Annotated in this window: 19 protein-coding genes; 13 read left to right on the top strand and 6 right to left on the bottom strand. The window is 41.5% G+C overall.

Annotation, left to right across the window (positions count from 1 at the left end; all coding sequences use genetic code 11):
- The first annotated feature begins 504 nt into the window (after positions 1-504).
- From BacF7301_RS12245 to tssD, 13 genes are all read left to right on the top strand, one after another.
- Positions 505-969, top strand: coding sequence for a hypothetical protein (locus BacF7301_RS12245; protein WP_167963161.1), 465 nt, complete (start codon positions 505-507; stop codon positions 967-969).
- A 137-nt stretch (positions 970-1,106) separates the two neighbouring features.
- Positions 1,107-3,401: a hypothetical protein gene (locus BacF7301_RS12240; protein ID WP_167963159.1), complete on the top strand. Its 2,295-nt coding sequence runs from the start codon at positions 1,107-1,109 to the stop codon at positions 3,399-3,401.
- Between the two features lie 25 nt (positions 3,402-3,426).
- On the top strand, positions 3,427-5,268 hold the full coding sequence (locus tag BacF7301_RS12235) for a hypothetical protein (protein ID WP_167963157.1): 1,842 nt from the start codon (positions 3,427-3,429) through the stop codon (positions 5,266-5,268).
- 465 nt (positions 5,269-5,733) lie between these two features.
- A complete protein-coding gene (locus BacF7301_RS12230; RefSeq protein WP_167963155.1) occupies positions 5,734-7,587 on the top strand; it encodes a fibrobacter succinogenes major paralogous domain-containing protein in 1,854 nt (617 codons plus the stop codon).
- Positions 7,588-7,596: 9 nt separating this feature from the next.
- On the top strand, positions 7,597-9,420 hold the full coding sequence (locus BacF7301_RS12225) for a hypothetical protein (protein ID WP_167963153.1): 1,824 nt from the start codon (positions 7,597-7,599) through the stop codon (positions 9,418-9,420).
- 14 nt (positions 9,421-9,434) lie between these two features.
- The gene (locus BacF7301_RS12220) at positions 9,435-11,300 is read left to right on the top strand and encodes an FISUMP domain-containing protein (protein ID WP_167963151.1); all 1,866 of its coding nucleotides are present in this window, start codon (positions 9,435-9,437) and stop codon (positions 11,298-11,300) included.
- A gap of 26 nt (positions 11,301-11,326) precedes the next feature.
- Positions 11,327-12,217 (top strand): fimbrial protein, encoded by an 891-nt coding sequence (locus BacF7301_RS12215; RefSeq protein WP_167963149.1) that lies wholly within the window; start codon positions 11,327-11,329, stop codon positions 12,215-12,217.
- A gap of 22 nt (positions 12,218-12,239) precedes the next feature.
- Positions 12,240-13,115, top strand: coding sequence for a FimB/Mfa2 family fimbrial subunit (locus tag BacF7301_RS12210; protein WP_167963147.1), 876 nt, complete (start codon positions 12,240-12,242; stop codon positions 13,113-13,115).
- Positions 13,116-13,143: 28 nt separating this feature from the next.
- Positions 13,144-14,004, top strand: a complete 861-nt coding sequence (locus BacF7301_RS12205; RefSeq protein ID WP_167963145.1) for a helix-turn-helix domain-containing protein — start codon at positions 13,144-13,146, stop codon at positions 14,002-14,004.
- 14 nt (positions 14,005-14,018) lie between these two features.
- Positions 14,019-14,762 carry a hypothetical protein gene (locus BacF7301_RS12200; RefSeq protein WP_167963143.1) on the top strand — a complete coding sequence of 248 codons (744 nt, stop codon included), beginning with the start codon at positions 14,019-14,021 and terminating at the stop codon, positions 14,760-14,762.
- The gene (locus BacF7301_RS12195; protein ID WP_167963142.1) at positions 14,763-16,577 is read left to right on the top strand and encodes a type VI secretion system baseplate subunit TssF; all 1,815 of its coding nucleotides are present in this window, start codon (positions 14,763-14,765) and stop codon (positions 16,575-16,577) included.
- The gene (locus BacF7301_RS12190; RefSeq protein WP_167963141.1) at positions 16,567-17,514 is read left to right on the top strand and encodes a hypothetical protein; all 948 of its coding nucleotides are present in this window, start codon (positions 16,567-16,569) and stop codon (positions 17,512-17,514) included. Before BacF7301_RS12195 ends, BacF7301_RS12190 begins: the two co-directional genes overlap by 11 nt.
- A gap of 149 nt (positions 17,515-17,663) precedes the next feature.
- Complete coding sequence (gene tssD, locus BacF7301_RS12185) at positions 17,664-18,056, top strand: type VI secretion system tube protein TssD (RefSeq protein ID WP_167963140.1); 393 nt, start codon at positions 17,664-17,666, stop codon at positions 18,054-18,056.
- Positions 18,057-18,083: 27 nt separating this feature from the next.
- Here the strand turns inward: tssD and tssR are convergent, their stop codons facing one another.
- The 6 genes from tssR to BacF7301_RS12155 all read right to left on the bottom strand — a co-directional run bounded on the left by tssR (position 18,084) and on the right by BacF7301_RS12155 (position 23,673).
- Positions 18,084-20,390, bottom strand: coding sequence for a type VI secretion system protein TssR domain-containing protein (gene tssR / locus BacF7301_RS12180; RefSeq protein WP_167963139.1), 2,307 nt, complete (start codon positions 20,388-20,390; stop codon positions 18,084-18,086).
- Positions 20,374-21,261, bottom strand: coding sequence for a PKD domain-containing protein (locus tag BacF7301_RS12175; protein WP_167963138.1), 888 nt, complete (start codon positions 21,259-21,261; stop codon positions 20,374-20,376). Before BacF7301_RS12175 ends, tssR begins: the two co-directional genes overlap by 17 nt.
- 8 nt (positions 21,262-21,269) lie before the next feature.
- Positions 21,270-21,761 carry a type VI secretion system transmembrane protein TssO gene (locus tag BacF7301_RS12170; RefSeq protein ID WP_167963137.1) on the bottom strand — a complete coding sequence of 164 codons (492 nt, stop codon included), beginning with the start codon at positions 21,759-21,761 and terminating at the stop codon, positions 21,270-21,272.
- A 15-nt stretch (positions 21,762-21,776) separates the two neighbouring features.
- The gene (locus BacF7301_RS12165) at positions 21,777-22,286 is read right to left on the bottom strand and encodes a hypothetical protein (protein WP_167963136.1); all 510 of its coding nucleotides are present in this window, start codon (positions 22,284-22,286) and stop codon (positions 21,777-21,779) included.
- Positions 22,270-22,914: a hypothetical protein gene (locus tag BacF7301_RS12160; RefSeq protein WP_167963134.1), complete on the bottom strand. Its 645-nt coding sequence runs from the start codon at positions 22,912-22,914 to the stop codon at positions 22,270-22,272. The genes BacF7301_RS12165 and BacF7301_RS12160 overlap by 17 nt, the downstream gene beginning before the upstream one ends.
- A 99-nt stretch (positions 22,915-23,013) precedes the next feature.
- Complete coding sequence (locus BacF7301_RS12155; protein WP_167963132.1) at positions 23,014-23,673, bottom strand: hypothetical protein; 660 nt, start codon at positions 23,671-23,673, stop codon at positions 23,014-23,016.
- Positions 23,674-23,723: the final 50 nt, after the last annotated feature.

The raw sequence follows: 23,723 nt of genomic DNA, 5'->3' as shown, positions 1-23,723 counted from the left end.
TGGTAAATTTAATCAATTTGCAACATTCACACCAAAAACTCTGTTCGCTCTATATAATTATTATTAGTATAAATTTGGTTAAAAATCAGATATACATCTGCACAAATAGTTGTTTACAGCCAGAAAATGCGCATACGCGCGCTCGAACCGAAGCAAGAAAAAGCAATATTAAATACTTACACTAATTATAAAAGAACATTTTTGTCCGTCTTGAAAAATCACACTATTAGAAGTAATTTTAGCACTGATATTCGGGATTCGAAGTGTTCCACACCGAGAAACAAAGTGTTTCTCGGTGTGGAACACTTCGTTTCTCGGTGTGAAACGGCTCGTTTGTTTTAAAGGAAAAATGCACCAATATAACAGCTTGATTATTAAAGCTTTGAAGAAAACCATTCCATCCCGTAACCAATAGAGGAAAAATCCACACATCCAATGACAGAACAGTTCATCCGAAAGGATGAAATAAATAAATATTTTCTAACAATTAAAATCTTTTAGACAATGGTTACGGTTACAATTTCCATCAAGCCATATCTGGCTGCTTACCTGTACGCCCGACACGGGCAAAGTTTCAATCCCCAACAACCCATACAACTTTCTCACATATCGCCCCTTTACCATCTGATTCACCAACTGACAACCGTTCACCCCAAAGGTGTCTCCTATCGCCCGGAAGGCAACATCACTTTTGTGATTCCAACCCCTGCATACGGAAAAAATCCGCTAGTATACAACTATATCGGATACGATCACAGCATCTTGATTGAAACGGAAATCATGACGGAAATGAAAACTGAACTCTATCCATACCTATTACATAATAAGTATCATAATGGTGTGATGTTCAAAAAATCAATGGCAACCTTCGTTGACAAGTATGGACTGGCGGAACTTGTGAGGGAGGAAACGCTCATGCAAGCGTTTCAGAGGTGGAGAATAAAAGTGAAAGAAAACGAGAAGGAATAAAAGCGGAAAATGCAAAAATAGCTGAAATAAGCAAGCTTGCAGGAAGGAAACATAAAAGATACGGAATTTTGCACAAACGGAAAGAAAGAACTTATGCTTTTCTTTGCAGACAAAAAAAACGTTATAATTGACAACAAATGAAAAAAATGACATTACTATCGGTATGCCTGCTGTTATTAGCCGGGTGTACCTCGGACGAGAAAGAAGCAAAGCCTGAACAGCCGGGAGTGTTGACGCTCCGCATGACTAACTCGGAGGGCGATTCCTCCGGAACGGCGGATGCCGGGCAAATTAAAGACCTGACGGGTTATCTGTTTGAAAATGGTGTATTGACGAAGGTGTTCCCGGATTTATCGGTAGGTCAGGGAGGCACTGTCACCGGAATGATGGTGCCTGTCAACTCCGAAGGGCGTCTTTATTTTGTAGCTAATGTAGGTACATCATTGAGCGACGTGAAACCGTCTCCGGGCTCTTTTTATGAAAATGATTTTAAGAAGTTAGTCTTCGCTTCCGATCCGTTGCCGGAGCAGGGTGCTACCTGGATCATGTCAGGTTATCGTGACCTTGATGAGTTACGGCAGAATGGAAATCCGGTATTGTATCTGACCCGTGGTTTCGCGCGCTTTGATGTGGAGCCGGCAGAGAACATTACTATCGGCAAAATCAAGGTGGAAACAGTGGCACAATCTGTATACCTGTTCGGACAGGAGCCTGTAAAGTCGCCGGAGAATACAAAACTCGCCTCATTGGAAAAAGTGTTTTCCACTCCTATCGCGGAACGGCAAGAGGGAGTATTCTACCTATATGAGCAGACGGGAAAGAAATTGCAGGTGGAAGTTACGGCAGAGATAAATGGAGTGAAAAACAAACTGGAAGCTACCTTGCCTACCGCTATCAAGAGAAATCATACGTATAAATTGAAAGTGACAGCGGTGGGTTCAAACATCCAGTTATCGGTTCTGGTGCAGTCATGGAATGAGGGAGACGTGACTGAGGCCACTCCGGACTTGTCACAGAAGATAAAGGTGGATGTACCGAACTCGATACTGCCCGCAACCATGAGAGTGAGCGAAAGCAGGGATACGGTGTATATCCCTTATTATGGAGAAAGGTTCCGGCTGGCACTGGAGGCGGACACAGAACTGGAAGTGAAGTTGGAAGGCATCGAGGCGGCAGATCCTGAAGTGACGGTTACCCCTGCAGCGCCTCTCACCCCGGCAACTGACGAAGACGCAGTGGTGACAGGAAACATGTTTGATATTGAAACGAAATTGACTTCTCCGGGTAGCGAAGAACGCTATGTGTATCTGGAAGTACGGAACAAAAACTTGTCGGAATATTACGGGGACAGAATCGTGCTAGTCATCCAAAAAAACACGACTGTATTCACCGGCAGGATTCATGATTTCTTTGACGGAAAAGTGGTTTGTGAAATGAAAGAGTATGCCGACGGAGATCTCGGATTCGTTGAGTTGGAACCCGGCAGCAACCTGCAATTTACAGGGAACTGGATTAAGATAGAGCCGGTAGAAGAATCGGCACACACCGGGGATGCCCAGAAGCCGCGCTATAAAATAGTGGGCGGATACAAACCGAATGACCCGGAAGCGGATGGAAGAAAGCAGGAAGGAAATTTTATCGTGACCCATGCTAACGGAAAGTCGGAAACGTATCCGGCAAGCAGACCGAATAACGGTTTGCCTGTGGTGATGGTCGATGGCAAGTACTGGTGCAAGTTTAATCTGCAAGGTAATGCAAGAAGTTTTGAGGATCAGATACAAATAAGCGATCCTGTCGCACAGCAGGCAGATTTGTATGCATATTTAAAAACTTGCCCGGATGACGAGTATATGAGGCTGATGGGAGATGCGTATAAAGGCCAGAACCTTGAGGGACTGAAACTGAAACATACCATCGGCGGTGATGACACTGCTTTCGGCTACGAAAACTATAATACGACGCCCGAAGGCTCGGCTATCAATTTTTCCGACCCGACGAAACATTGTCCCCCGGGATACCAGGTGCCCGATTATCAAAATGATATTTTGCCCATATTTGGTTTCAGGACCACGACATTCGTCAATGAGGGCACCGAACAGTATTCCACTTTCACCTTGAACGGCATAGTCAAGACGGCCTATCGATATAGCCGGATGAATATCCCATATGATGGCGGCACTATTCCGCGTTTGTTTCTGAATAAAATAGAGTTCACGAAAAACGATACGCCCAATTCTTTGGTTCTTTTTGGCAGCGGTTGGCAGGAAAATAACACTACGATAAATTTCAATCTTCAACTGTTTGCCAATATAGCTACCGACAGGGCAACCCTGGTGGTCGGAGAGTATTTTTCAATCACTCAGCGATCGGCTAATGTGACGAGAGCGATTCGTTGTATAAAATCCCCGGTCGATTTTATCATCACAGATTAATGTATCCGAAAAAACAATTATACTCATGCGAATAATAAATAAATGCCTTTTTTTGCTCCTGCTAGTATTAAGTGCATGTAATGAAGAATACAAATTGCCGGAGTATCCCGAAACATCTCAGGAGGGTGCTTTCCGGCTGCATGCAACCGGATATTCGGTAGACACTCCGAACGAAAGACATACGGAACAGGAAGTAACCCGTATGTCGGGTTCGGAAATATGTTTTGACCGGCTTGAACACTATATCATAGATACGGAAGGAGAACTTGTCACCGGATTCCGAAGCCTTTATAACGCCGGATTGTCGGAAATCAAAGCGGAAGGGTTACGTGACGGTGCATATGAACTGCTGATACTCGCCGTCAAAGGTGATTCGGATACGGACGGTGCCGTGATCCATCCACTCACGAACGCATCCTCTCCCTGGCTTACTTTCCAGAATGGGATTGAGAGCGGCTCGTTGGAAGCGGAATATTACTATGCGCGCCATCCTTTCTCCGTGTCCGGCGGAAAAATTACCGGACAGGATGTGGATCTGAACAGAATAGTGGGAAAAGTAGAATTCAGCCTGAACTTCTCCAACGAGTATGTACGCCACTCCATCAGCTCGGTGGAGGTAGTGCTGGACGAGGGTAGCACATCCGCCGCAGCCCTGAATGGTGACGGTACAATTACGGGCGGACGGAGGACGGAAAACTTTTCATTGCCGAAAGACGGGGATGAACATCTCTATTTTCCTGTTGCAGGAGGAAGTACGCTAAGCGGCAAAATAAATGTAAAGTCTCAAAGACATACGGGAGAATTGATAGAACATTCGTTTGACTTTAAAGTGGCAGTCCGGCCCAACCGGCATTCGCTGGTGACTATCAACGTGACGCATCCTGACGACCATACGGGAATGCTTTATATCCGAAAAGACGCTTATACAGAAGACAACTTTTATACGATATTGTCCGACAGTGAAAGTAAAGATGTATATTACAATAGCGGGCTACGTTCCTTCTACGTCAATGCCCCCCTTCAAGTATCTGTTGTAGAGAATCGGCTACAGTTGCGTTTTTACTCACCGGTGTCCATATCCGACGTAACCCTGTATGCCAGGTTGCCGTCAGTAAAAGAGTATGTGGAGTTTGCTTTCATAGATTCAATTCCGGCTTTCTGCAATGCCACATTCGACTTGCCCTCATGGACGAAAGGAGCTGTATATCGTACGGAATCCGGACGGTATGTGAATCTGCCGGCGCAGGAGTGGGACGACTTGCCCGACCTTCAGTTTAAGATTAGTTCTGATGATCCGTACTGGCAAAAAATATCAAAGCTCCGGGCAAAATGGTATATCACATTCAACTCGTATGGCGGCAACCCCGACACCGACGATGGGAGACCTAACGGCAACTGGATGGGAATGCGCCCCGTGCATGCCAGAGAAGCGGTTGCCCTTTTGACAAATGTAGCTTATATGTGTACGCTCGACACATACGCGGCTAAATTGCAGGAGATTCAGGGAACAGTTCCGGGGAACGACGGAAAGACACAGGTAGACATGAGTACAGTTATCCCGCGCCTGGAAAGTCTGGTGAGATTAAACACGGGGCTGATCTACACGGGTAACGGTGTGCTGGGACTGGGTGGCGGATATACGTTAGGCGTATATCAGGGCACTTATCTGGAACACTATAATTCTCCTTATGCAGCACATGTCGTATTTCACGAAATGGCACACTGCATGGGATATAGCCACAACAGCGGAATGACATATGGCAATTTTGCAGGCACGAGCGGTTCTTTCTATGTCGCTAATATAGGGAAGTTGCCTGTTCCCGTAAAAACAATCCTCAATTCGAATGTCAACCCGAACAAATATTAATAATGAGGGAAAGAAAACGATATTCCGGAAGAAAACATAAAACAAATGGAAATTTCGGTAACAAGCAAATAATAAAAACACGCTACATTTGCAACCGTAAATTTTAGTAAATAAATAATATTATCAGAGAAATCTGACAATCAAACAAAAAAACGCAATAGCTCTCACTAAAACGTTTTTTTGCCGGGCGTAAGTAGCCCCTATACATTCGCCCTTAATTTCCCACTGAAAGACAATGGTCTGCGACAGATAATTGTCTCTTTTTCTTCAAAAGAGAAGTTACTCATAACCCTTGGAGTAATTTCTCTTTTTTCTTCAATAAAAAAAACGCATCACACAGGAAAGAAACATAAAACAAGTGGAGATTTTGAGAACAAGTAGTATAAAGAAATGCCATACTTTTGTGAATAAAAGTTTTATCAAATGAACATTTTAAACAAATTCAATATAAAACGTGTATCAAGTATGAGATTTTTCCAATCAAGAAAGATGTTTAAGTATTCGCTTATACTTCTAATTAACGGCTTTACTCTGTTCATGTTACCGATTTCCTGCACCAACACGGAAGAGGCAGCCAGCGGAACAGGCGGTTTCGCCTCATGCCGGTTCCGCCTGACATCCCGTACGGAAAAAGACACCGGCCTGACAAATATTAATTGCTATTTATTCAAGAAAGGAATATTTTACAAAAGATATACAGGCATAACTCTTTCCGCAGACGGAAGTACAACATTCGACATACCTGCCAATATTGAGCTTTATTTCCTTGCCAACATAGCTGAACCAACCCGACTGGCAGAAATGAATGAGGGGATTACGACTCGTGATGAATTTCTGTCCTACCATACGCCTGTCGCGGAAGCACACTCATCGACACGTGCCCCCTCCGCTTTTTACAGCGCAAAGATAAGTCCCGACATCTCTAATCCGTCATTCAATATTGTGATGGAATCGAGCCTGTCCCGGATCGATTTGGATGCCAGCGAAGCCGCAGGAATCAAAATTAACCGCATCTACACACGTACTTGCGCGGAAACGACTTCTTTCTTCGCTTCCGAAACTCTGTCGCATAGCACCGGGAATTGTGCATATTCCTTCACATTTGAAACTCCCGAAACCGGAAAAGCGGAAGACATATTCAGAATTTACGAGTCGGACACGCCTGTCACCTTTATCATGGAAGGCACGTATGGCGATGCACCTGTCACTATATCCACTCCCGTCAAACAGATTAAAAGAAACAAAATATACAAAATAAGGATTCAGTCGGACGGTATGAACGTGATTAGCAATATACTTATTGAAAACTGGAAAACGGGAAATGAAATTATCGCTTCCGAAGGTGAAGAGGCGGGAATCAAAATAGATACAGAACATTCTGTATTGACATCAAACATCTCATTAAACTCTTCAAAAACAACCGCGGATATAATAACCAGAGACGAGGAAGTAAAAATGAAACTTGCCTTTTCAACAGACAACCCGCTACGGCTGGAATCCATGGAAGGGCTCCCCAAAAGCATCAGTTCACCCGAAGTGAATATATCGGACGGAAAATACCTCACCAGCTACGAGATTATATTTACACCCAATACTTCCGAACTGGTGTCTTGCGTGACGCTCAATTTTAAAAGCACATCGAAGGAAGGACAGGACGTGTTCGGAAAAATAACATTGAATGTATGTCCGTTCCCTTATAAAATCCGTGATGTATTCATTGGAGCCATGACTTGGATGTCTTTCAACTGCACCTCTTCCCAGAGTATCTATGAGCAAGTGTTTCCCGAAACATACGGATATGGCGAAGCGAAAGACCTGTACGAGAATAACTGGCTGGAATCACGGGGGGACATGATACAATGGACAGAAAATCCCTGTCCACCGGGTTATCGGCTACCTACACACACCGAACTGCAATTTCTTTTATGCGGAGACGAAGGAAAAGGCGTAATTCCCGGCAAATGGATATGTTATGGTGACGAAATCACCTCAAGGATGTTGGTAGCCGCCGGCGGAACAGTAAGTAGCGGCGGAAAAAACGCAGTCCCCAGATATTTGGAAGTAAAGAGTAAATTCGGACCTGTACTTTATTTCCCATTGGCCGGGATGAAGGAAACAGCGGGATACACAACGGATGCACCCGATTTGGGAAACAGCTTATGTTTATGGGCTTCCGACAGTTTCGGCGCCAATACCGCTTACGCCTATAAGTTGACGTTCAGCGACGGACCGCATATTGTTCCCGATTATGAGTTTAAACTTGACAAAGAAGCATATGCGTATGCAAGATGCATGAAAACGGATTGGATTCCTAATTAATATATATGTATGAATTATCCATATAAACTATTTTTCCAGATTAGTATGCTGGTACTTCTGTGCAGTTGCTGTACGGAAGAGACAGACGACATGAAAAACAAATTGACGAACGGGCGGGGAACGGTTTGTTTTACCATTCATTCTCTAAGCTCTTCTGTGGAGGAAGCGCCTTTGAACCGGAGCATAGCTGATACTCCGCAAGAAATCAAACAAGTGTGGTGTGTTATCCATGACGGGAAGGGAAATATAAACCGTACCTTCCACTTAAGAGGGACGAATACGGACAAATTATATGTTGAAGGTATCGAGCCCGGCAATTACATCGCATACTTCATGGCTACAACAGAAGATATTTCACCGGACAGTACTGTTCCCGAAGATGTGACGCAACCCTGGATCGCCCATTCGCACACAGGAATTCCGTTTGAGAAGGACTATTTGTACAAGAAGGTGGGCTTCACTGTTAGTTCGGACGTCTCCAATCAGACAATGGAAGTCAGGCTTCCCCGGCTGACAGGGCGTGTCGAAGTGCTTTTGAGTTTCGACAGTTCGCAATTGGAACAACTTATCCAGAAAATAGAAATTGTGCCCGATGCGGAAGCCAAAGTCAGCAACGTAATGCTGGGAAACGGCACATATGATGGAGAGGATATACTTGCACCGATAGATATCACCCGAAGCAGGGCTTTTTTTTCACTTCCGGGCAAAGAACTTTCCGGTGTAGTGCGGATTACTCAAAAGATCGCGATAGACAGTATGGAAACGTCTATAGTAGAATATCGTTTCAACCATCTCGACATCATCCCAGGATTTATATCTACAATTCGGTTGGCATATTCGCATAGCGAGGAAAGTTACGGAGAGATAAAAGTAAATGAATCCAGCTACACGGCAGACAACAGCAGTATAATGTTTATGGAAAGCGAACCTGCATCCATGATTACCACCAGACGGTTCAAAGTGGACGAACCTCTCAACGTCAGTATTGACACACCTGATAAAAAACTGGTTACCAGACTTTTTGCACCGGTGGAACTGAGAGATACTGAAATATGGATTAAATTCAAGAAATATGGCGACAAGTATTTTTTATTAGCGCATTATGGCATCATCCATCCGTTCCAAGAGTCGAAAATAGATATACCGGTAATGTTCAAGCAATGCAAATTTACAGGGGAAGACGGAGAACAAGTATGGATTCCCGCTCAGGAAGACTTGTCCATGAGCAATTGCGAATTGAAGATAGTTTATTCCGACTCCCCATACATCCAAAAAATAAAAACTATCAAATGCCATTGGGAAATAGGCTTTCAGAAAGCAAGTGCAGATACGGAATTGAGCCCTAAAGTACTTAAAATGACACCTGACATAGCCCGACATATCTGTGCTCTGGCTGTAAACGTGGCCTATATGTTTTCCACCGACTATTTCCAATCGGAATTGGACAAACTTAATGGACTGTATGATGACATGCGTATCCCAATAAATAAAACAGCCTTAATGAACAAGTTATTTTCTAAAGAGAAATTTGAATTTGGCATTCTTGAATATAATATTCTCGCTGAAGGGCTTACGGTTAATTTCTATCGCATTTCAATGTATCAGGAATACTATACATTTTTTTACATGGATCGGGTGAGCCGCCAGGCACGCATTGCATTTTTTCATGAATTTGGACACGGTTTAGGATATGGCCACAACAGCAATATGACTCTAACTGAGAATGGTGGAGAAAGCCTGTGGCCTCCATTTTGCATGGATAGATTCCAGGAATTATGCTACATGGGTGATTTGCCGGTGCTTCAAGATATTGTTTCCGATTTACCTAAATAAAGAATCAGCGTAGTATGAAGAGAACTTATATTAATAAAAATGGCTATTTAGCCATCATGCTCATTTTGGTTATACTGTCGGCATGTAAAGGACAAACGGACGAAGAAATGACATCATCAGACGGAACCGCGCTTTTTCAAATCAGTGACCGGCTCGGGGAAACGTCCGACAGGGAAATAAGCTACTATACCTTCAAAGATAATATGTTGTACAAAACAGGGCACGGGCTGGTTTCCCCATTCCGCCTGTCCGTTCCCCCTAACGCACGTGTTTTCTTTTTTTCCGGTGAGACGGAACCCGCCGGGCTGGCAGCCGTGGCAACAGGCAAAACAACATTGGACGAGTTTTTGGCAATCCGTACCGAAGAATCCGAATATCCTGTCGATTTTTATACAGGCAGCTTGCTCAGAACGGACAATTCTGCCTACCGCATACCACTTTCTATCGGGGTGGCGCAGATAGACATGGATGCTACTTCTTCCGACCTGCTTCGCATCAGCAGCATCCATATAGAGAATGTGCCCGCTTCTACCCTGCTTTTTTCACAGGAACATCCGGCAAGTTCCACTTCGAAAGTGGCTCGAACTTACGAATTTACTCCTCCGGCAGGCGGAAAGAAAGAGAACATATTCAGAATATACGAAAGCAACACTCCCGTGATTTTCAGCGTAGAAGGCGAATATGACGGTATTCCGCTATCGTTCAAAGCTTCACTGCCTCAAGTTTCAAGAAATACGAAATATACCCTCAAAGTTATGAACGCAGGTACTGAAGTGACCGGTTTTTTCAGCATTGACGAATGGACACAGACGGATACGGTAAATACAGCCGCACATGCGGACGAAAAGTTATTGATAGATATGGAACACTCTGTTTTTCCGGCAGGAACTGTCGTGTCGGATTCAAGACAGTCACTCGATGTACCTTATACCGGCGGTGACATCACACTTGCTTTCATGGCAGAGAGCGCTGTAGATTTTGAGTCTGTCATAGACGAATTGTCCAACTTACAGACAAGCTTGCCTGAAGTACGGAGAGAAGATGATAGGATACTAACCAAATACCATATCCATGTAAAAGGCCAGGGAGACAACACATTGCCCTATATGACTACACTGAACGTAAAAAGTGTTCTCAGGCAGCATTCGACAAACAATATCTCTCTGATAGTAGGATGCCCGCCACTATACATCCGCGAAGTCACTTTGGGCGGAAGGACATGGATGAATTTTAACGCACGGTCGCGCACCCCGGACGACCAGATTTATCCGATGAAAGGATATGACGTGGAAGGGATGTATAAGCATGAATGGCTGAATACGCTGGGAGGCATGTTTCAGTACGGACGCAATTATATATATGTCCCATGGGAATCGGGAGTGGACAACCAGGGGAATCAAACTGTTGATTTACCGTGGATGGAAGCGAAAAACACACCTTGCCCCGAAGGGTACCGCATACCGACCGCGACGGAATTATTCCAATTACTCGGTAACGGTTCGGGAGTTCCCGGTTCATGGGATTATAATGGGGAACGGATTACCGCAAGTGAAGTAATCGCCAGCAACGACACTGTCAAAATAAACGGCGTAAGCGGCGTAGCCAAATTTCTGAAACTTGCAGGAGCCGGAGGCGGATGTATGTATATTCCTTATGGTGGGACAAAATCATCCATCAGCCCGTCTCCCGAAGACCCGAAATTCGAACAAGGTTTCCGGTTATGGTGTGCTGACGACGAACGGAAGGACGGACAGGCAATGAGCATATATTACGGAAACCTGATACAGGCCGAGACTCCCATAAAAAGCGTCAAACTCAGCGAAATAAGTAAAAAATCATATGCCTATGTCAGGTGTATCAAAGATATGAACAGTAAATAAATTCTTGTCCATTAAACTAAGAATAAATGAAAAAAATAAATAGAATATTCATTACCGCTTTAACCATTGCCATTCTTTCTTCCTGCATGTCTGAAGAAGCATGCCCCGAAAAAGACAATATTTATAGCTTTCAGATACAGATACCATCCCTCACAGGAAGCGGTAATAACGAAAGTAACGATGTAGTCAATACGCTGGATGCTTATATTTTTAATAACAAAGGAAAGAGTATCCGACATTTCAAGAGGATAGAGATGAACCAGGAGGGAATGATCCGGCTGGCACTTGATGCAACCCAGGAAATCGGCAGTGTCTATTTTTTGGCTAACTATCCGAATATACCGGATAATGAGGTTGCCACTGAAGCCGATTTGATAAACCGGAGTACTTCACAGACTACAGAATCGCCCGATAAATATTTCATGACTTCTTCATTCAAATCCGCTACAACCGGAAGCATTCGGGAAGAGCTTTCTTTCACTCGAAGCGCTTCGAGAATAGACCTGAGCACCGGTGATAACCCATTGCTGGAGATAGACAGCATCACCATCAGCAATGTTGCGGATCGCAGCTATTTATTTCCACATTCCGAACATTCTACTCCCGAAAACACTCGGTTCACGACTTACACCAGAAGGTTTGCTTCTTCGCCTGCAAGAAGAACGGGAGAAACACTGAAGGGCCTATTTTATGTTTACGAGAATGGCATGGAGACTGCAAACGTATCGGTATATGGACGTTACAACGGAGTGAACAGCCGGATTGACCTCGACATACCGAATATTTACCGCAATTATTTATACACGATTACGTTGAAACCTGTCGGTCAGATTATAGAAGGGAGTATAAAAACCGAAGGCTGGCAGGAAGGGGGAGAAATTACTGCAGGAAACGTACATACAAAAACTATTATATAAACCCTAATAAATAAAAATTGAAATGATGAAAAAAAATCTATTAATAGTGCTCGCCTTTGCCGGAGCGCTATGTACTTCCTGTTCACAGGAAGATACTTTTTCTACTACTGTACCCCAAAAAGCGGGCAACGATTTGTTCAAGTTCAATCTTCCGCTCCGTGCAGACGACAAAACCGGTGGAATTGTCAGTTCGCTACATGCTTATGCTTTTAGCAACGGAAACTATCTCAGGAAATTTGAGAATATTGATGTCAGCACCGATAATTTTCAACTTTCACTGCCGGCGGATAAACAGAAAACACTGTATTTCCTTGCAAACCATTCTGCCCTGACCGTAGATGAAAATACATTTTCGGAAACGGAACTGCTGAAAGTCACCGGCAGCACGGACACAACTACTCCACCGCCGGTATTTTTATATGCGAAAGCTTCTGTGGGCAGTAACACCAGTGAAAGGGTAGATATTTCTCTAATCCGTAGTGTTGCCCGCATCGACATTAATCCGGGAACTGACAATAAGATGAGTATCGACAGTATCAGATTTACGGGTGGAGCAGACCGGACTTTTCTTTTCTCCGATACACCTTCCACCATCCCGGCTGATGCTGCCGGAGTGATTTATACAAAGAGATACAGTACCCCTCTCGTCGGCGGAGTGTCTGATGCTGAAAATTCAGAGGTGTTCTACGCATATGAAAATGGGGCGAAAGAAGCTGAGATCAGCGTTTTTGGGAAATATAACGGGATTGATGTGGAAGTAAATGCCAAAGTTCCCTCAATGGTGAGAAATCATATCTACACTATCAAGCTGCAAGGAGTAGGGCAAATTATCAGTGGAAGCATAGAAATATCACCTTGGGAAACAGGAGATGATATTATTGCAACTCCGGTGATTTAGGCTATTATTTGACTAAAGAATCTTGAGCATGACTATATTTACCGCTCCTCAATTTACTCCGTGTGTAAATTATCTTCCCGAATTTATTAATGGCTTCACCTATTGGGAACTGAAGGAAGGAGAGACATCTATCCAGGCTAATAAAGAAAATAATCATATAATCTTTGTTATCACCGGACAATTGTCAATCACCTGCGACCAATTTGAAAACATCCTTGTACATAAGGAAGAGATGATTTTTCTTCCGAATAATTCCAATTGCAGTTATAAGGTGTTATCAGCGTCACAAATGATAGTTTTCACTTTTGACAGGTTCAGAAACCAGTGCGATAAATATACATTCCAGAAATTGGCGGAAAAAACTGAAGAGATGAGCTATACATTAAGAGCGGTAAGTATACATGAGCTGCTAAAAGACTATGTCCTGTTGTTGGTACGATATCTTCAAAAGGGGATTAACTGCCCTCACCTGCATGAAGAGAAACAGCAGGAATTGTTCATCCTGTTACGTGCATGTTATACAAAACAAGAAATATTGCATTTTTTTTATCCGTTAATTACGCACAATATCGACTTTAGGCAAATCGTTTTGGAGCAATATCCAAAAGCTAAAAATGTAAGTGAACTTGCCCGTTTGACAGGTTATAACCTATCGGATTTCCGGAATAAATTCCTTGTCAATTTTGGAGTGCCGGCCTATCAATGGATGCAAAAGAGGAAAAGCTGCAGTATAAAATTCAGATTAATAACGGAAAACACGGATATAGCCACCATATCTGATGAGTTCGGTTTTTCCTCTCCGGCTCACTTCAACAAGTTCTGTAAAAAACAATTCGGAGTGCCGCCGGCATTGTTAAGGAAACAGCTCAAAGCGCAATATGAAAAATAAAATACGATGATAGCATGAGACAAATAGGAGAAACCAAATGGATGGATGTGATTCTGGATACAGATACAATGGAAATCACGGTAGTACAAAGATGGAAATACATTTTTGAAAGTGTGACCGGATATGACTGGACTGAAAATGCTAAAAAAATTGTAAGGTCAGGAATCAAGGATTTGATTTATATGTGCTGGAACGAAAAAGCGTACGCAATTGTGAATACCAACCAAGGCAACAGCTTTAACCGGTCTTATGGTAAAAAAGAATTCAATATTAATTTCAAAGTAGAAACTGTGACATGCGGGGAGCATTGGAATGTTATTGTAGTAAAGAATAATCCGGACAGTTCTGCCAACTCGACAGGAGTCGAATGGGAAGGAAGACGTATTTATCTCAATGACTTTGATCTCTATTCTAATCGAGGGTATTCCGCGTATGCAAGACACGGAATAATTTACACAAAAGTACGAGATCAGTGCGCAGTTGCTCATGAATTTGGCCACGCAATCGGCAATAACGGCACGGAATTCTACACCGGAGACGAATATGTGGAAATTGATCCGCAACATATCATAATCGAGGAAGATGGTTTCGCCCAATATGATTTCAAGCATCTGACATTCAAAAACCGTGCACTGCACGAAGATGCTGAGAGCATGATGAATGTAGGAAACGAAATACGGCACCGGCATTTTGCTTTTATCCGGGATGTACTGCAGGAAATGTTCCCGGGAAGTTATTTTTCTATAAGATTGTCCTGAATGAACTCGAAAGAAAATATTATCAACCGCATGTATAAACATGCAATGAGTTATCTGGGAATCAAGAAAATAGAAAATCTTGACCCCTTGATTAAACTCTTGCTGGAAGGATTGGCATCCGAATTATTTTCCATCTCCCAAGAGATTGAAGAAGGTAATCGCAGAATGTTGGATAAAATAGCCCGGATACTGATTCCGGACTTATCAATCTGTCATATGCCGGCCCACGGCATCGTACATATGCGTTCGCAAAGAAGCAGGCATATGATTACAACAGAAACAGGCGTGTTTTGCGAGTCAACCCACGAAAGAAAAAGCAATGCTGTCACCTTTTATCCTGTTAAGGATACTACTATCCATGCCGGAGATGTCCGCCGGATTTTACACTTGGGAAATATCTACGAAATTGATGAGAATATGACAAAAAATCATATTGCCCACAGCTATCTCCCGAAGACTGAACCTATAATCCGGATTTTGTGGATAGGGGTTGATTTAGCGTCGAACCTGGATAATATGGATACGCTCACTTTCTTTTTTAATCTTCCGGCACGAAAAGACCGGCAGAAATTATACTCACTTCTGAGTTATGCCAAATGGAGTATCGAAGGGGTCCCACTTATTTGTAAACCTGACTTGCTTTACAATATCGGTACACACGATATATTTGAGATCTATGATACGGATATCACAATCAGAAAAGACATACTGGCATGTTATGCCAATCAATTCTATTCTGTCGGCTGGAATCGTTCGCTTGATGAAGTCGAACGCCGCTATTTGCCTGCCGAACTGGAAGATGTTTATCCTGAAGAGCTTTGCCGGGAACAGAAACAAAAGCTGTACTGGTTCAAAATGGAACTCCCGCTACAGTTCGACACGGACGCAATCGAAGGTATGGAAATTTATATCAACGCTGTGGTTGTGGAAAATAAATATTTGAACACGTTGACTGCCGAGACCGGAAACCCGGCAACAATCATCCCCTTGGAGTTGAAACCCGGCCATCATTTTCTCTCTGTATCAGAAGTATCGGACTCTTTGAACAGAGTGTACCGAAGCATACCCCGAGTGACGGAAGAAAACCGGGAAGAAGGTGTATATACAATAAAACACGGTGGATGCGAACGACTGAATTCCAGCGAGCTGAAAGATTCATTATATCGCCAGATGAACTTGATTTATGATCACAGCGCTCTGCTACCCACCGCCAATAAAAACATGCTCGTCACACAAATGTCCCAAATACATGAGATATTTGAATCCATAAACAAAATTTTCTCGAAGATAGACGCTACGGTAGCCCCTCATTCGTATCTGATAGTAGACGCACTTAAAAACACAGACATTCTATATGTTTCCTATTGGACTACTTTGTGCGAAGCCGCCAATAACATCTTATCAGGCACTCCTCTGAACCTTCTGGCCGAATCGGCATTTATTGACAATAATGCAATGTTCCTCACAACAACAAGAGGAGGAAAAAATATACAAAAATCAAGAGAAAGCCTTACAGCATACAAGTATTTGCTGACAAGCAGAGACCGGATCTTCACCGAATATGATATTATTGATTATTGCCGGAAAGAACTGGATGGCATACTTATATCTATAGATGTAAAAAAAGGATTTGTAAAAAGTGAATTTCCACAAGAAGGATTAATAAGAAGTATCGATATTTATCTGAAAATACAGGGAGACGTAGATTCTTCCATATTGGAAGACTTGAGGAATAAACTGGTATCACGTTCTCCATCGAGTTTCCATTACCGTATTTTTCTGACAGATAAACAGGAGATTGAAAATGAAAAATAACTCTGACTTAAAAGCCATTTGTCATCACAATAGCTTGTCCACCGACTATCTGGCTGAATTTGCGGCGGCTCTGATGATTGAAAACGGAATATCAACCGACACCGGCATACGTATAGTACGAACAGGAAGCAATCGTGCGAAAATTGCAAAGGAAATTGAATCAATTGAGAAAAAATATACCTTGAACAGACTGGAAGAAGAGTATATCGAAATCAAAGTCAACAGAGAAGGGCTAGTCGACATATTACCGGAAAATCTTTTTTTCGATAACCCTCATTCCTTAAATACCCCTGCCAACATAAAGCAGATTAAACAGGAAATTAACAGCGTAAGGATAGAAGAAGAGGAAATACGCCGCGTATTCTCTCTTTTTGAAAATGAGATAGATGCCATAAGAATACAAATGCACTTATGGGAACATCAACTCGATAAAAGCAGCCGGTACAGGAATTTTATTGATTTATTCGCCGGACAATGGCCAATCATAGAACTATTGGAAGCCGATGAAGGATGGCTATTTATTCATATCTTACTCCGTATACATCACATACGTGGAAATAATGAAGAAATAGAACAGGCTTTGACTTCCATTCTTAAATTACCGGTCAAACTGCTCCCCGTTAAAGTAAGGCAAACCTCTCCACAACTGCCGTCTGCGGAAAGGGAACGGCTGGATTTCAGTTTTATCCGCAACGAATATTACATCAACAATCAGAAAGATTATATATTGCAAGTAAACAATATTCCTTCTGAAAGGATAAAAGAATTTCTGCCGGGTGGGAAATGCGTAAAATTGTTGGATGAGATTACCAAAATGCTATTCGAAGCTGATATTATGATAGAAAAACAATTAAATATGTTACCTTCGGAAGACATATTCAAAATAAACGAAAATGAAAAAACAGATGCTTTTCTGGATATCAATGCACATTTGTGACATCTCTTGAATATGTATAATATATTTAATAAAATAGATAAATTATATATGCTTCTTTTTCACTAACATTGCAACAGAATTAACGTTTCTTCTTTTTGAAGAAATAGAATATCAAACTAAAATTCTTATTAACTAAAAAATGAAAAATTATGGCATTTAAAGGACAATTAAATTTCAAAGGTAAAACATGGGACGTGTTGGATTGCAGTTATAAATTCACCAGGGACGTAGACTCGAAAGGGAGACCTGCATCTCCTATCTACGGGGGCAAAATTTATATACATATAGAATCTACTCCCGATTCTATTATTTTAGAGAATATGACCAACCAGTTTAAGCCCCACTCCGGCACTATCACCTTCAAGAAAGGTGACGAAGATGCAAAAATGAAGGAATTGAAATGGGACAACGGTTATATCACTGACTTTGAGGAAGCCTTGAACAGTATAGGCGTTCATCCTATGACTACCCGGTTTGTCATCAGCGCACAGAAAATCAGTGTAGGAAATGCACATTATGAAGAGGACTGGCCGGAAGACTAAACGGGTGTCACAGTTATATGATGGATTTCAAGGCAACATATCACACCGGAGCCAATAATAAGACTGTCCGTTGGATATAAAACTCTCTTTCTTATATCCGGTGTCCAAAAGTCGCTTTTTGGATGCTATATATTGTAGCATGGCATCTAAAAGTTCATCTGTAACAACCCATTTCTTTTTCAATTCTTCCAATGTAGGATTTACCGGAAAAGAAAGACTGGCAGGACATCCCGTTATCACAGACAGGATGTCCGCCAGTTTCATCTCTCCTACCCGCTTCTTACTCATCCCGCACAATCTATTCTCATTCACTTTCCTAAAAAGATATCTGCACAATTGTTTACGGATTTTTCCGGTAGGAAGATAAAAAGAGGCTTCTTCCACATAATCGACTTCAAAAGAAGACAATCCTTCTATAAAAGAACGCAAATTATCCATTTCCTCTTTGTTCAGCAGAAGGAAATATTCAGGCATATTTCCGGATGAATACCGAAATTGCCCGGGTATAAATAACAAAGGAGAACTATATGCAAAACAATTCAGCAGACTTGCAGGCAAATTGTCATTGCGAATGTTCAAGTATGAAGCTGCAGCGGAACTGAATATTGTTTTAGAGTTTCCCATACTCATAAAGGCTTTATCCAACTCATGCAATAACATACTATTATCCTGCTTTATCTGACTTATCAAAGTGTCTGTGGAAAATGACAATTTATCCCAAGTCATCTTCTTCTCCTTTTCAGGAAACAACAACCAGCCCTGAGACATGCTTGCATCCGGAAAATCGAGGCTATAGATGTTTTTATGTCCTTGTCTCCAACTATTCTTTTCACGCAAATGGACAGCAGATACCAGCATTTCTTTTTTCTTTTCGGAGATACTGTCTGCCGACAGGGTAATGAGATTTTTCATCTGGAGTACAAAGTTATCATAGGTAAATTTCTCACCTGCATACAATTGGAAAGCCAATATCCTGCAATTGTTCCCTGCTGTTTTCTTCGCCAGCGATAGCGAAGGAGACTCTCCGCCATACCCTTTCGTCCCGACAAACACTATTATATTAGTCTCATTCTTATACTTTTCAAGCATATCGACACTCTTATGCAAAGTTGACCACACTTGTTCTTCCTGCACGCTGAAGTTGTTTATATGTAAAGCTACCTCGGACAACGAATCCATAAAAGAAATATAATCCGTGCATGGCTGTACCACAAAAGGAGATTCGGACCGATTCCCGTTCTTTCGAAAAGGAGTACAGACACCGATACGATACCCAAATCCGTCCGGATTCTCCCGAAGAGTTTGAACCAGGTTCTGTATGACATTCACCATACCGGGAAACTCAGCCTGCATCTCCTTCTGTCCTTCTACAGCAAAAACTATATTAATTTTCTTCAAGTCTGTTTGTAACTGTTCATAGCGTGGATAGGTAATGCGTCCCCCTTTTGTATTAAGGATAAAATTTGCACTCCTGTCGATAACCGGAATTGACCGGCAAACCTGTAGCACAGTCGAATCCTGCTGATGTTTCATAGAAAGAACCGGAACATATTTTAAAGAGGGGGCATCAACCGGGGAAGGATATAATTTCCCATGAAGCCGGGCACCTTTCTTCTGCAACAAATCTGTACTAATCCACCCCAACACCTGTCCTGCAACGCTGTCTGCATATATCTCCGGTGCTGATGAAATAAGTCCGGAGTTTCCCTTTTCCGATTTTTTAAGCAAATAGACAATCGAATAAACGGGAATCCCCCCTCTTCTGATTGTCAAGTCGGGATCGGCAAAAACATAAGCGGAATCAGTTGACAAACAGGAGGAAGAATGATTGACTGCCGCTGTATCCGTAAGCGTTATGATATATTTGTTTTTCAATCCAGTATATACGTCTGTTTCAGATTCCTGACGGAGTAATAAGTCCGATTTACGTATCCAACCATAGTATTTAGCATTTTTACGCTCTTTCAGTTTTAAACCTTCTGCCAAATCAGGAGAATATTTCACCACGGCAATATGCTTGCCCTTTTCTTTTATAACAAAGAAAGGTTCTAAAAATCCGAATTCTTTACGTCTGATTCTTCCGCCGGGATAGTTATGAGACATATTCCCATCTTTAGCAGAAAATACAATCCAGGGAGTGGCATGCTCCAGGAATTTCTGTTCCATCTTTATCCCGCCTATCTCATAATTTCGGGCATATTCGCCGGGAACCTTCTTCAAACGGGTAAAACGGTTCACCGGAGCGCAGGAAGCCAGCATGACAATGGTAGTATACAAAAGCAGTGATATCCGGACTCTGAGTATTTTCCGGATTGGGTTATTCTTCCGATTCATATTGTGTGATGTTTAATTTGTTGATACACTGTTCCTCTTGAGGGTCAATAGTAACGGAAACATGCTCAATAACGGTTGTTTTCAGTCCTATTATCTTCAACCCCTGGCAATAAGAGTAAAAATCATTGCGCAGCTTTCCATTCACTATGACCATGGCATCCGGATTAGAACACAAATAATTATCCAGAACATAATGGTAATTCTCGGTAAACGGTTCTCCGTCCGCCACCGCCTGCAACTTGATCCTTATATCTTCTCCGATGGCTCCTAAAACATCGACCGTGTCATTATTCTCATACCGGGGAAGCACTTCCAGCGTATGCCTGACCGGATATCGGGTATCTTCGGTAGAAAGCTGCACCTCATAAGTGCCGGGCTGCATATATGCATAAATGGCATTCTTGTCCCTGGAATCTATGATTCCGGATTCCCCGAATTCCCAACGCCACTCTTTCGATTCACCTTCTCCCTTGAATATGATGAACTCTCCCTGAATAGCTATATCCGGAGCTATAATTTTCACTGGTTTTTCCTCTCTCCCATCAGTATGAAACGCATGCACATTCACAACGAATTTGGCGGAAATGGAATTGTTAACCAAAAGCCTTACCTGATATTTCCCCGCTTCAGGAAAAGTATAAGTGGCTGAACGCACGGACAACGTATCCCCATTGCCTAATTCCCATAACCATGCTGTCGCACCGGCTGTGCTATCTTTAAGTGTGATACTTTCACCCAAGTGGATATCAACAGGCGTTATCGAAGCACGCACAGTTTTTTCTTCCCAATTGAAACGGATAACAGCGGCTATAGCCATACACATGACAACTGATATACCGACAATGGTCAATTTTACTGTAAATACTTTCATATCAAACATTATTTATCATTTTCGATTACAACCTTTTCCTGTCCGGCAATCCCGGCTTCACAAGCTTCCAAGTTTCTGGTGAAGCCGGAGATATTATTTTTCTTGCTCCAAATTTCTTTCTTATCAGTGAGCCACATTTCACAACAGTCTGCAAACTGGAGAAAGATCTTGTAACGGGGATCCCAAGTATGTGATTCATATAGATTCTTCAAGTCATTCAACAGGAAGTTTATTTCCGTTTCCTCATAATTGGCACGTATTTCCGGATTAAAGTGTCTTATTCTGCTGTAAACCGAATCAATTATTATCATTGCTTGTCCTTGCACATCCCGCAATTCGCCTATTTGCTCTATCTTTGCTATATCATATTCTTTTTGTCCGGATGCCACAACATCTGTATTCCGATAAAACAATATTATGACGCAAGAGAAAAAGAAAATTAGAAAGATAATCGAAACATAGCTAAAACCTGCTATTTTTTCTTTTCTGCTATTTTCCATATTTTATTCGTTTTTTTATTCGTTATTTACCGAAGCTCCCGACTTGACCGAGATTTTCAATGCTTTTTCATTTTTCTTGCTTATACATCTTATTATGTTGTTTTTAAGAACATCTTCTTGTCTTTTCAACGAGCGTATGGAGTCTTTCAATTCTATAAAAATGTCCATATCATTCAATATTTTTTTTGTAAGGATGAAATCTTCTCCTTCTGTCCGATCAATGTGTTTCATCGCTCCCGTTCTCCTCTTCATTATTACATTTCGTAATACGACTTCATTGACATAATGATTCTTATCCGGCAGAATGATATAATTGATAATGGAATCGACCTCATTAATCAATTCTACTTGTTCCAAGTATGTTTTCTCATATATTTTCGCTTGTGCATGGATTTGAGAAAGCTCGGCTGCTGTTGTCTTATAATATGTTGCCACAAATGAAATAGCTATAACAACAGACAATATGAGATAAAAAGAAAGTCTATAATAAGCAAGTAATATAGAGCGGTTATTCAATGCCTTCATCTCTTATCGTTTTAAGTATTTCCGAATGTTTATTCCTTTCAGTATGCAAGGGCATTACTTTGTTCACATCAATAGGAAGATAAAACCATCGACTGATTTTATCATCTGCGATTTCGATTCTTAGGGAATCTTTGGATAACATTCCTTTCAAATAATTCATTTGCAAAGGTGTAAATGTATCCGGGTTCATGAAGTTGTCTGACGACTTCATCTTAGATATTTCCTTTTGAAAGATGCGATGAAATAAGGTATCATTATAGACTGTGTGTTCTGTAAAAATGATATAATGGCGTTTATCATTAGGGTATATATACTCAATACCCTGTTGACTTGTCACACTAATCAATGTATCACCTCGATCTTCAAATAGTGCGACTCTCCACCAACCTAAACGTTCTGTCCAATAACCGGAAATACAACGATAGTTTATCATTGTAATTCTATCTTCTGTATCTGTTGGATTTTCTATTGTAAACTCAATAGGAAATTCAACTCGCATCACTTTGTCTTTTATCGGATGATAACCAAAGCAAGGAAAACGTGTTCCTGATTCCTGTTTAATTATTACAGTATCAGGTTTATCCGCTATTTGGAATAGCGATAAGAGTATTATCAAGATTGTTTTCATAAGTTTCTAGTATAAAATGCTTCTATTATTGAAATAGCTATAACAACAGACAATATGAGATAAAAAGAAAGTCTATAATAAGCAAGTAATATAGAGCGGTTATTCAATGCCTTCATCTCTTATCGTTTTAAGTATTTCCGAATGTTTATCCTTTTTAGTATGCAAGGGCATTACTTTGTTCACATCAATAGGAATAAAAGCCCGGTAACAGGCTTCATTGTGAGCTAGTATTATTTTTAAAGAATCTTTGGATAACATTCCTCTTAAATAAGCCAATTGAAAAGATGTTAAAGTCTCAGGATTTATAAACTTCTTCTCTGGGGCTGAATCCTGTCTCATTATATCTATTTGTTTTTTAAAGATGCTATGAAATAGGGTATCATCATAGACTGTATGTTCCGTAAAGATGATATAATGACGCTTTTCTTCAGGATATATACGTTGAATACGTTGTCGATCAGCTATACTAATCAATGTATCACCGCGATCTTCAAGCAAAGCTACTCTCCACCAGCCTAAACGTTTATTCATTCCGTAACCAGAAACTGTACGATAATTTATCATTGTAATTTCAGTATCTGTATCTGTTGGATTCTCTACTATAAATTCAATAGGGAATTGAACCCGCATCACTCTGTCTTTGACAGGAGTATAGCCGAAGCGAGGAAAACGTGTTCCTTCTTGCTGTCTAATAATAACATAATTAGGTTTATCTGCTATTTGGAATAGCGATAAGAGTATTATCAAGATTGTTTTCATAAGTTTCTAGTATAAAATGCTTCTATTATTGAAATAGCTATAACAACAGA

Origin of the sequence: Bacteroides faecium, from assembly GCF_012113595.1 — a bacterium.
Lineage (GTDB): Bacteria > Bacteroidota > Bacteroidia > Bacteroidales > Bacteroidaceae > Bacteroides > Bacteroides faecium.
Note: the sequence above shows the minus strand (reverse complement) of the source record. Positions and strands in the feature narration are given on the sequence as shown.

Excerpts from the sequence above, each read along its gene's own strand:
- BacF7301_RS12215 (WP_167963149.1), top strand. The coding sequence starts at position 11,327 with ATGAAAAAAATAAATAGAATATTCATTACCGCTTTAACCATTGCCATT.
- BacF7301_RS12235 (WP_167963157.1), top strand. The coding sequence starts at position 3,427 with ATGCGAATAATAAATAAATGCCTTTTTTTGCTCCTGCTAGTATTAAGT.
- BacF7301_RS12205 (WP_167963145.1), top strand. The coding sequence starts at position 13,144 with ATGACTATATTTACCGCTCCTCAATTTACTCCGTGTGTAAATTATCTT.
- BacF7301_RS12210 (WP_167963147.1), top strand. The coding sequence starts at position 12,240 with ATGATGAAAAAAAATCTATTAATAGTGCTCGCCTTTGCCGGAGCGCTA.
- BacF7301_RS12225 (WP_167963153.1), top strand. The coding sequence starts at position 7,597 with ATGAATTATCCATATAAACTATTTTTCCAGATTAGTATGCTGGTACTT.
- BacF7301_RS12165 (WP_167963136.1), bottom strand. The coding sequence starts at position 22,286 with ATGAAGGCATTGAATAACCGCTCTATATTACTTGCTTATTATAGACTT.
- BacF7301_RS12240 (WP_167963159.1), top strand. The coding sequence starts at position 1,107 with ATGAAAAAAATGACATTACTATCGGTATGCCTGCTGTTATTAGCCGGG.
- BacF7301_RS12175 (WP_167963138.1), bottom strand. The coding sequence starts at position 21,261 with ATGAAAGTATTTACAGTAAAATTGACCATTGTCGGTATATCAGTTGTC.
- BacF7301_RS12190 (WP_167963141.1), top strand. The coding sequence starts at position 16,567 with ATGAAAAATAACTCTGACTTAAAAGCCATTTGTCATCACAATAGCTTG.
- BacF7301_RS12230 (WP_167963155.1), top strand. The coding sequence starts at position 5,734 with ATGAGATTTTTCCAATCAAGAAAGATGTTTAAGTATTCGCTTATACTT.
- tssD (WP_167963140.1), top strand. The coding sequence starts at position 17,664 with ATGGCATTTAAAGGACAATTAAATTTCAAAGGTAAAACATGGGACGTG.
- BacF7301_RS12245 (WP_167963161.1), top strand. The coding sequence starts at position 505 with ATGGTTACGGTTACAATTTCCATCAAGCCATATCTGGCTGCTTACCTG.
- BacF7301_RS12220 (WP_167963151.1), top strand. The coding sequence starts at position 9,435 with ATGAAGAGAACTTATATTAATAAAAATGGCTATTTAGCCATCATGCTC.
- BacF7301_RS12200 (WP_167963143.1), top strand. The coding sequence starts at position 14,019 with ATGAGACAAATAGGAGAAACCAAATGGATGGATGTGATTCTGGATACA.
- tssR (WP_167963139.1), bottom strand. The coding sequence starts at position 20,390 with ATGAATCGGAAGAATAACCCAATCCGGAAAATACTCAGAGTCCGGATA.
- BacF7301_RS12155 (WP_167963132.1), bottom strand. The coding sequence starts at position 23,673 with ATGAAAACAATCTTGATAATACTCTTATCGCTATTCCAAATAGCAGAT.
- BacF7301_RS12170 (WP_167963137.1), bottom strand. The coding sequence starts at position 21,761 with ATGGAAAATAGCAGAAAAGAAAAAATAGCAGGTTTTAGCTATGTTTCG.
- BacF7301_RS12160 (WP_167963134.1), bottom strand. The coding sequence starts at position 22,914 with ATGAAAACAATCTTGATAATACTCTTATCGCTATTCCAAATAGCGGAT.
- BacF7301_RS12195 (WP_167963142.1), top strand. The coding sequence starts at position 14,763 with ATGAACTCGAAAGAAAATATTATCAACCGCATGTATAAACATGCAATG.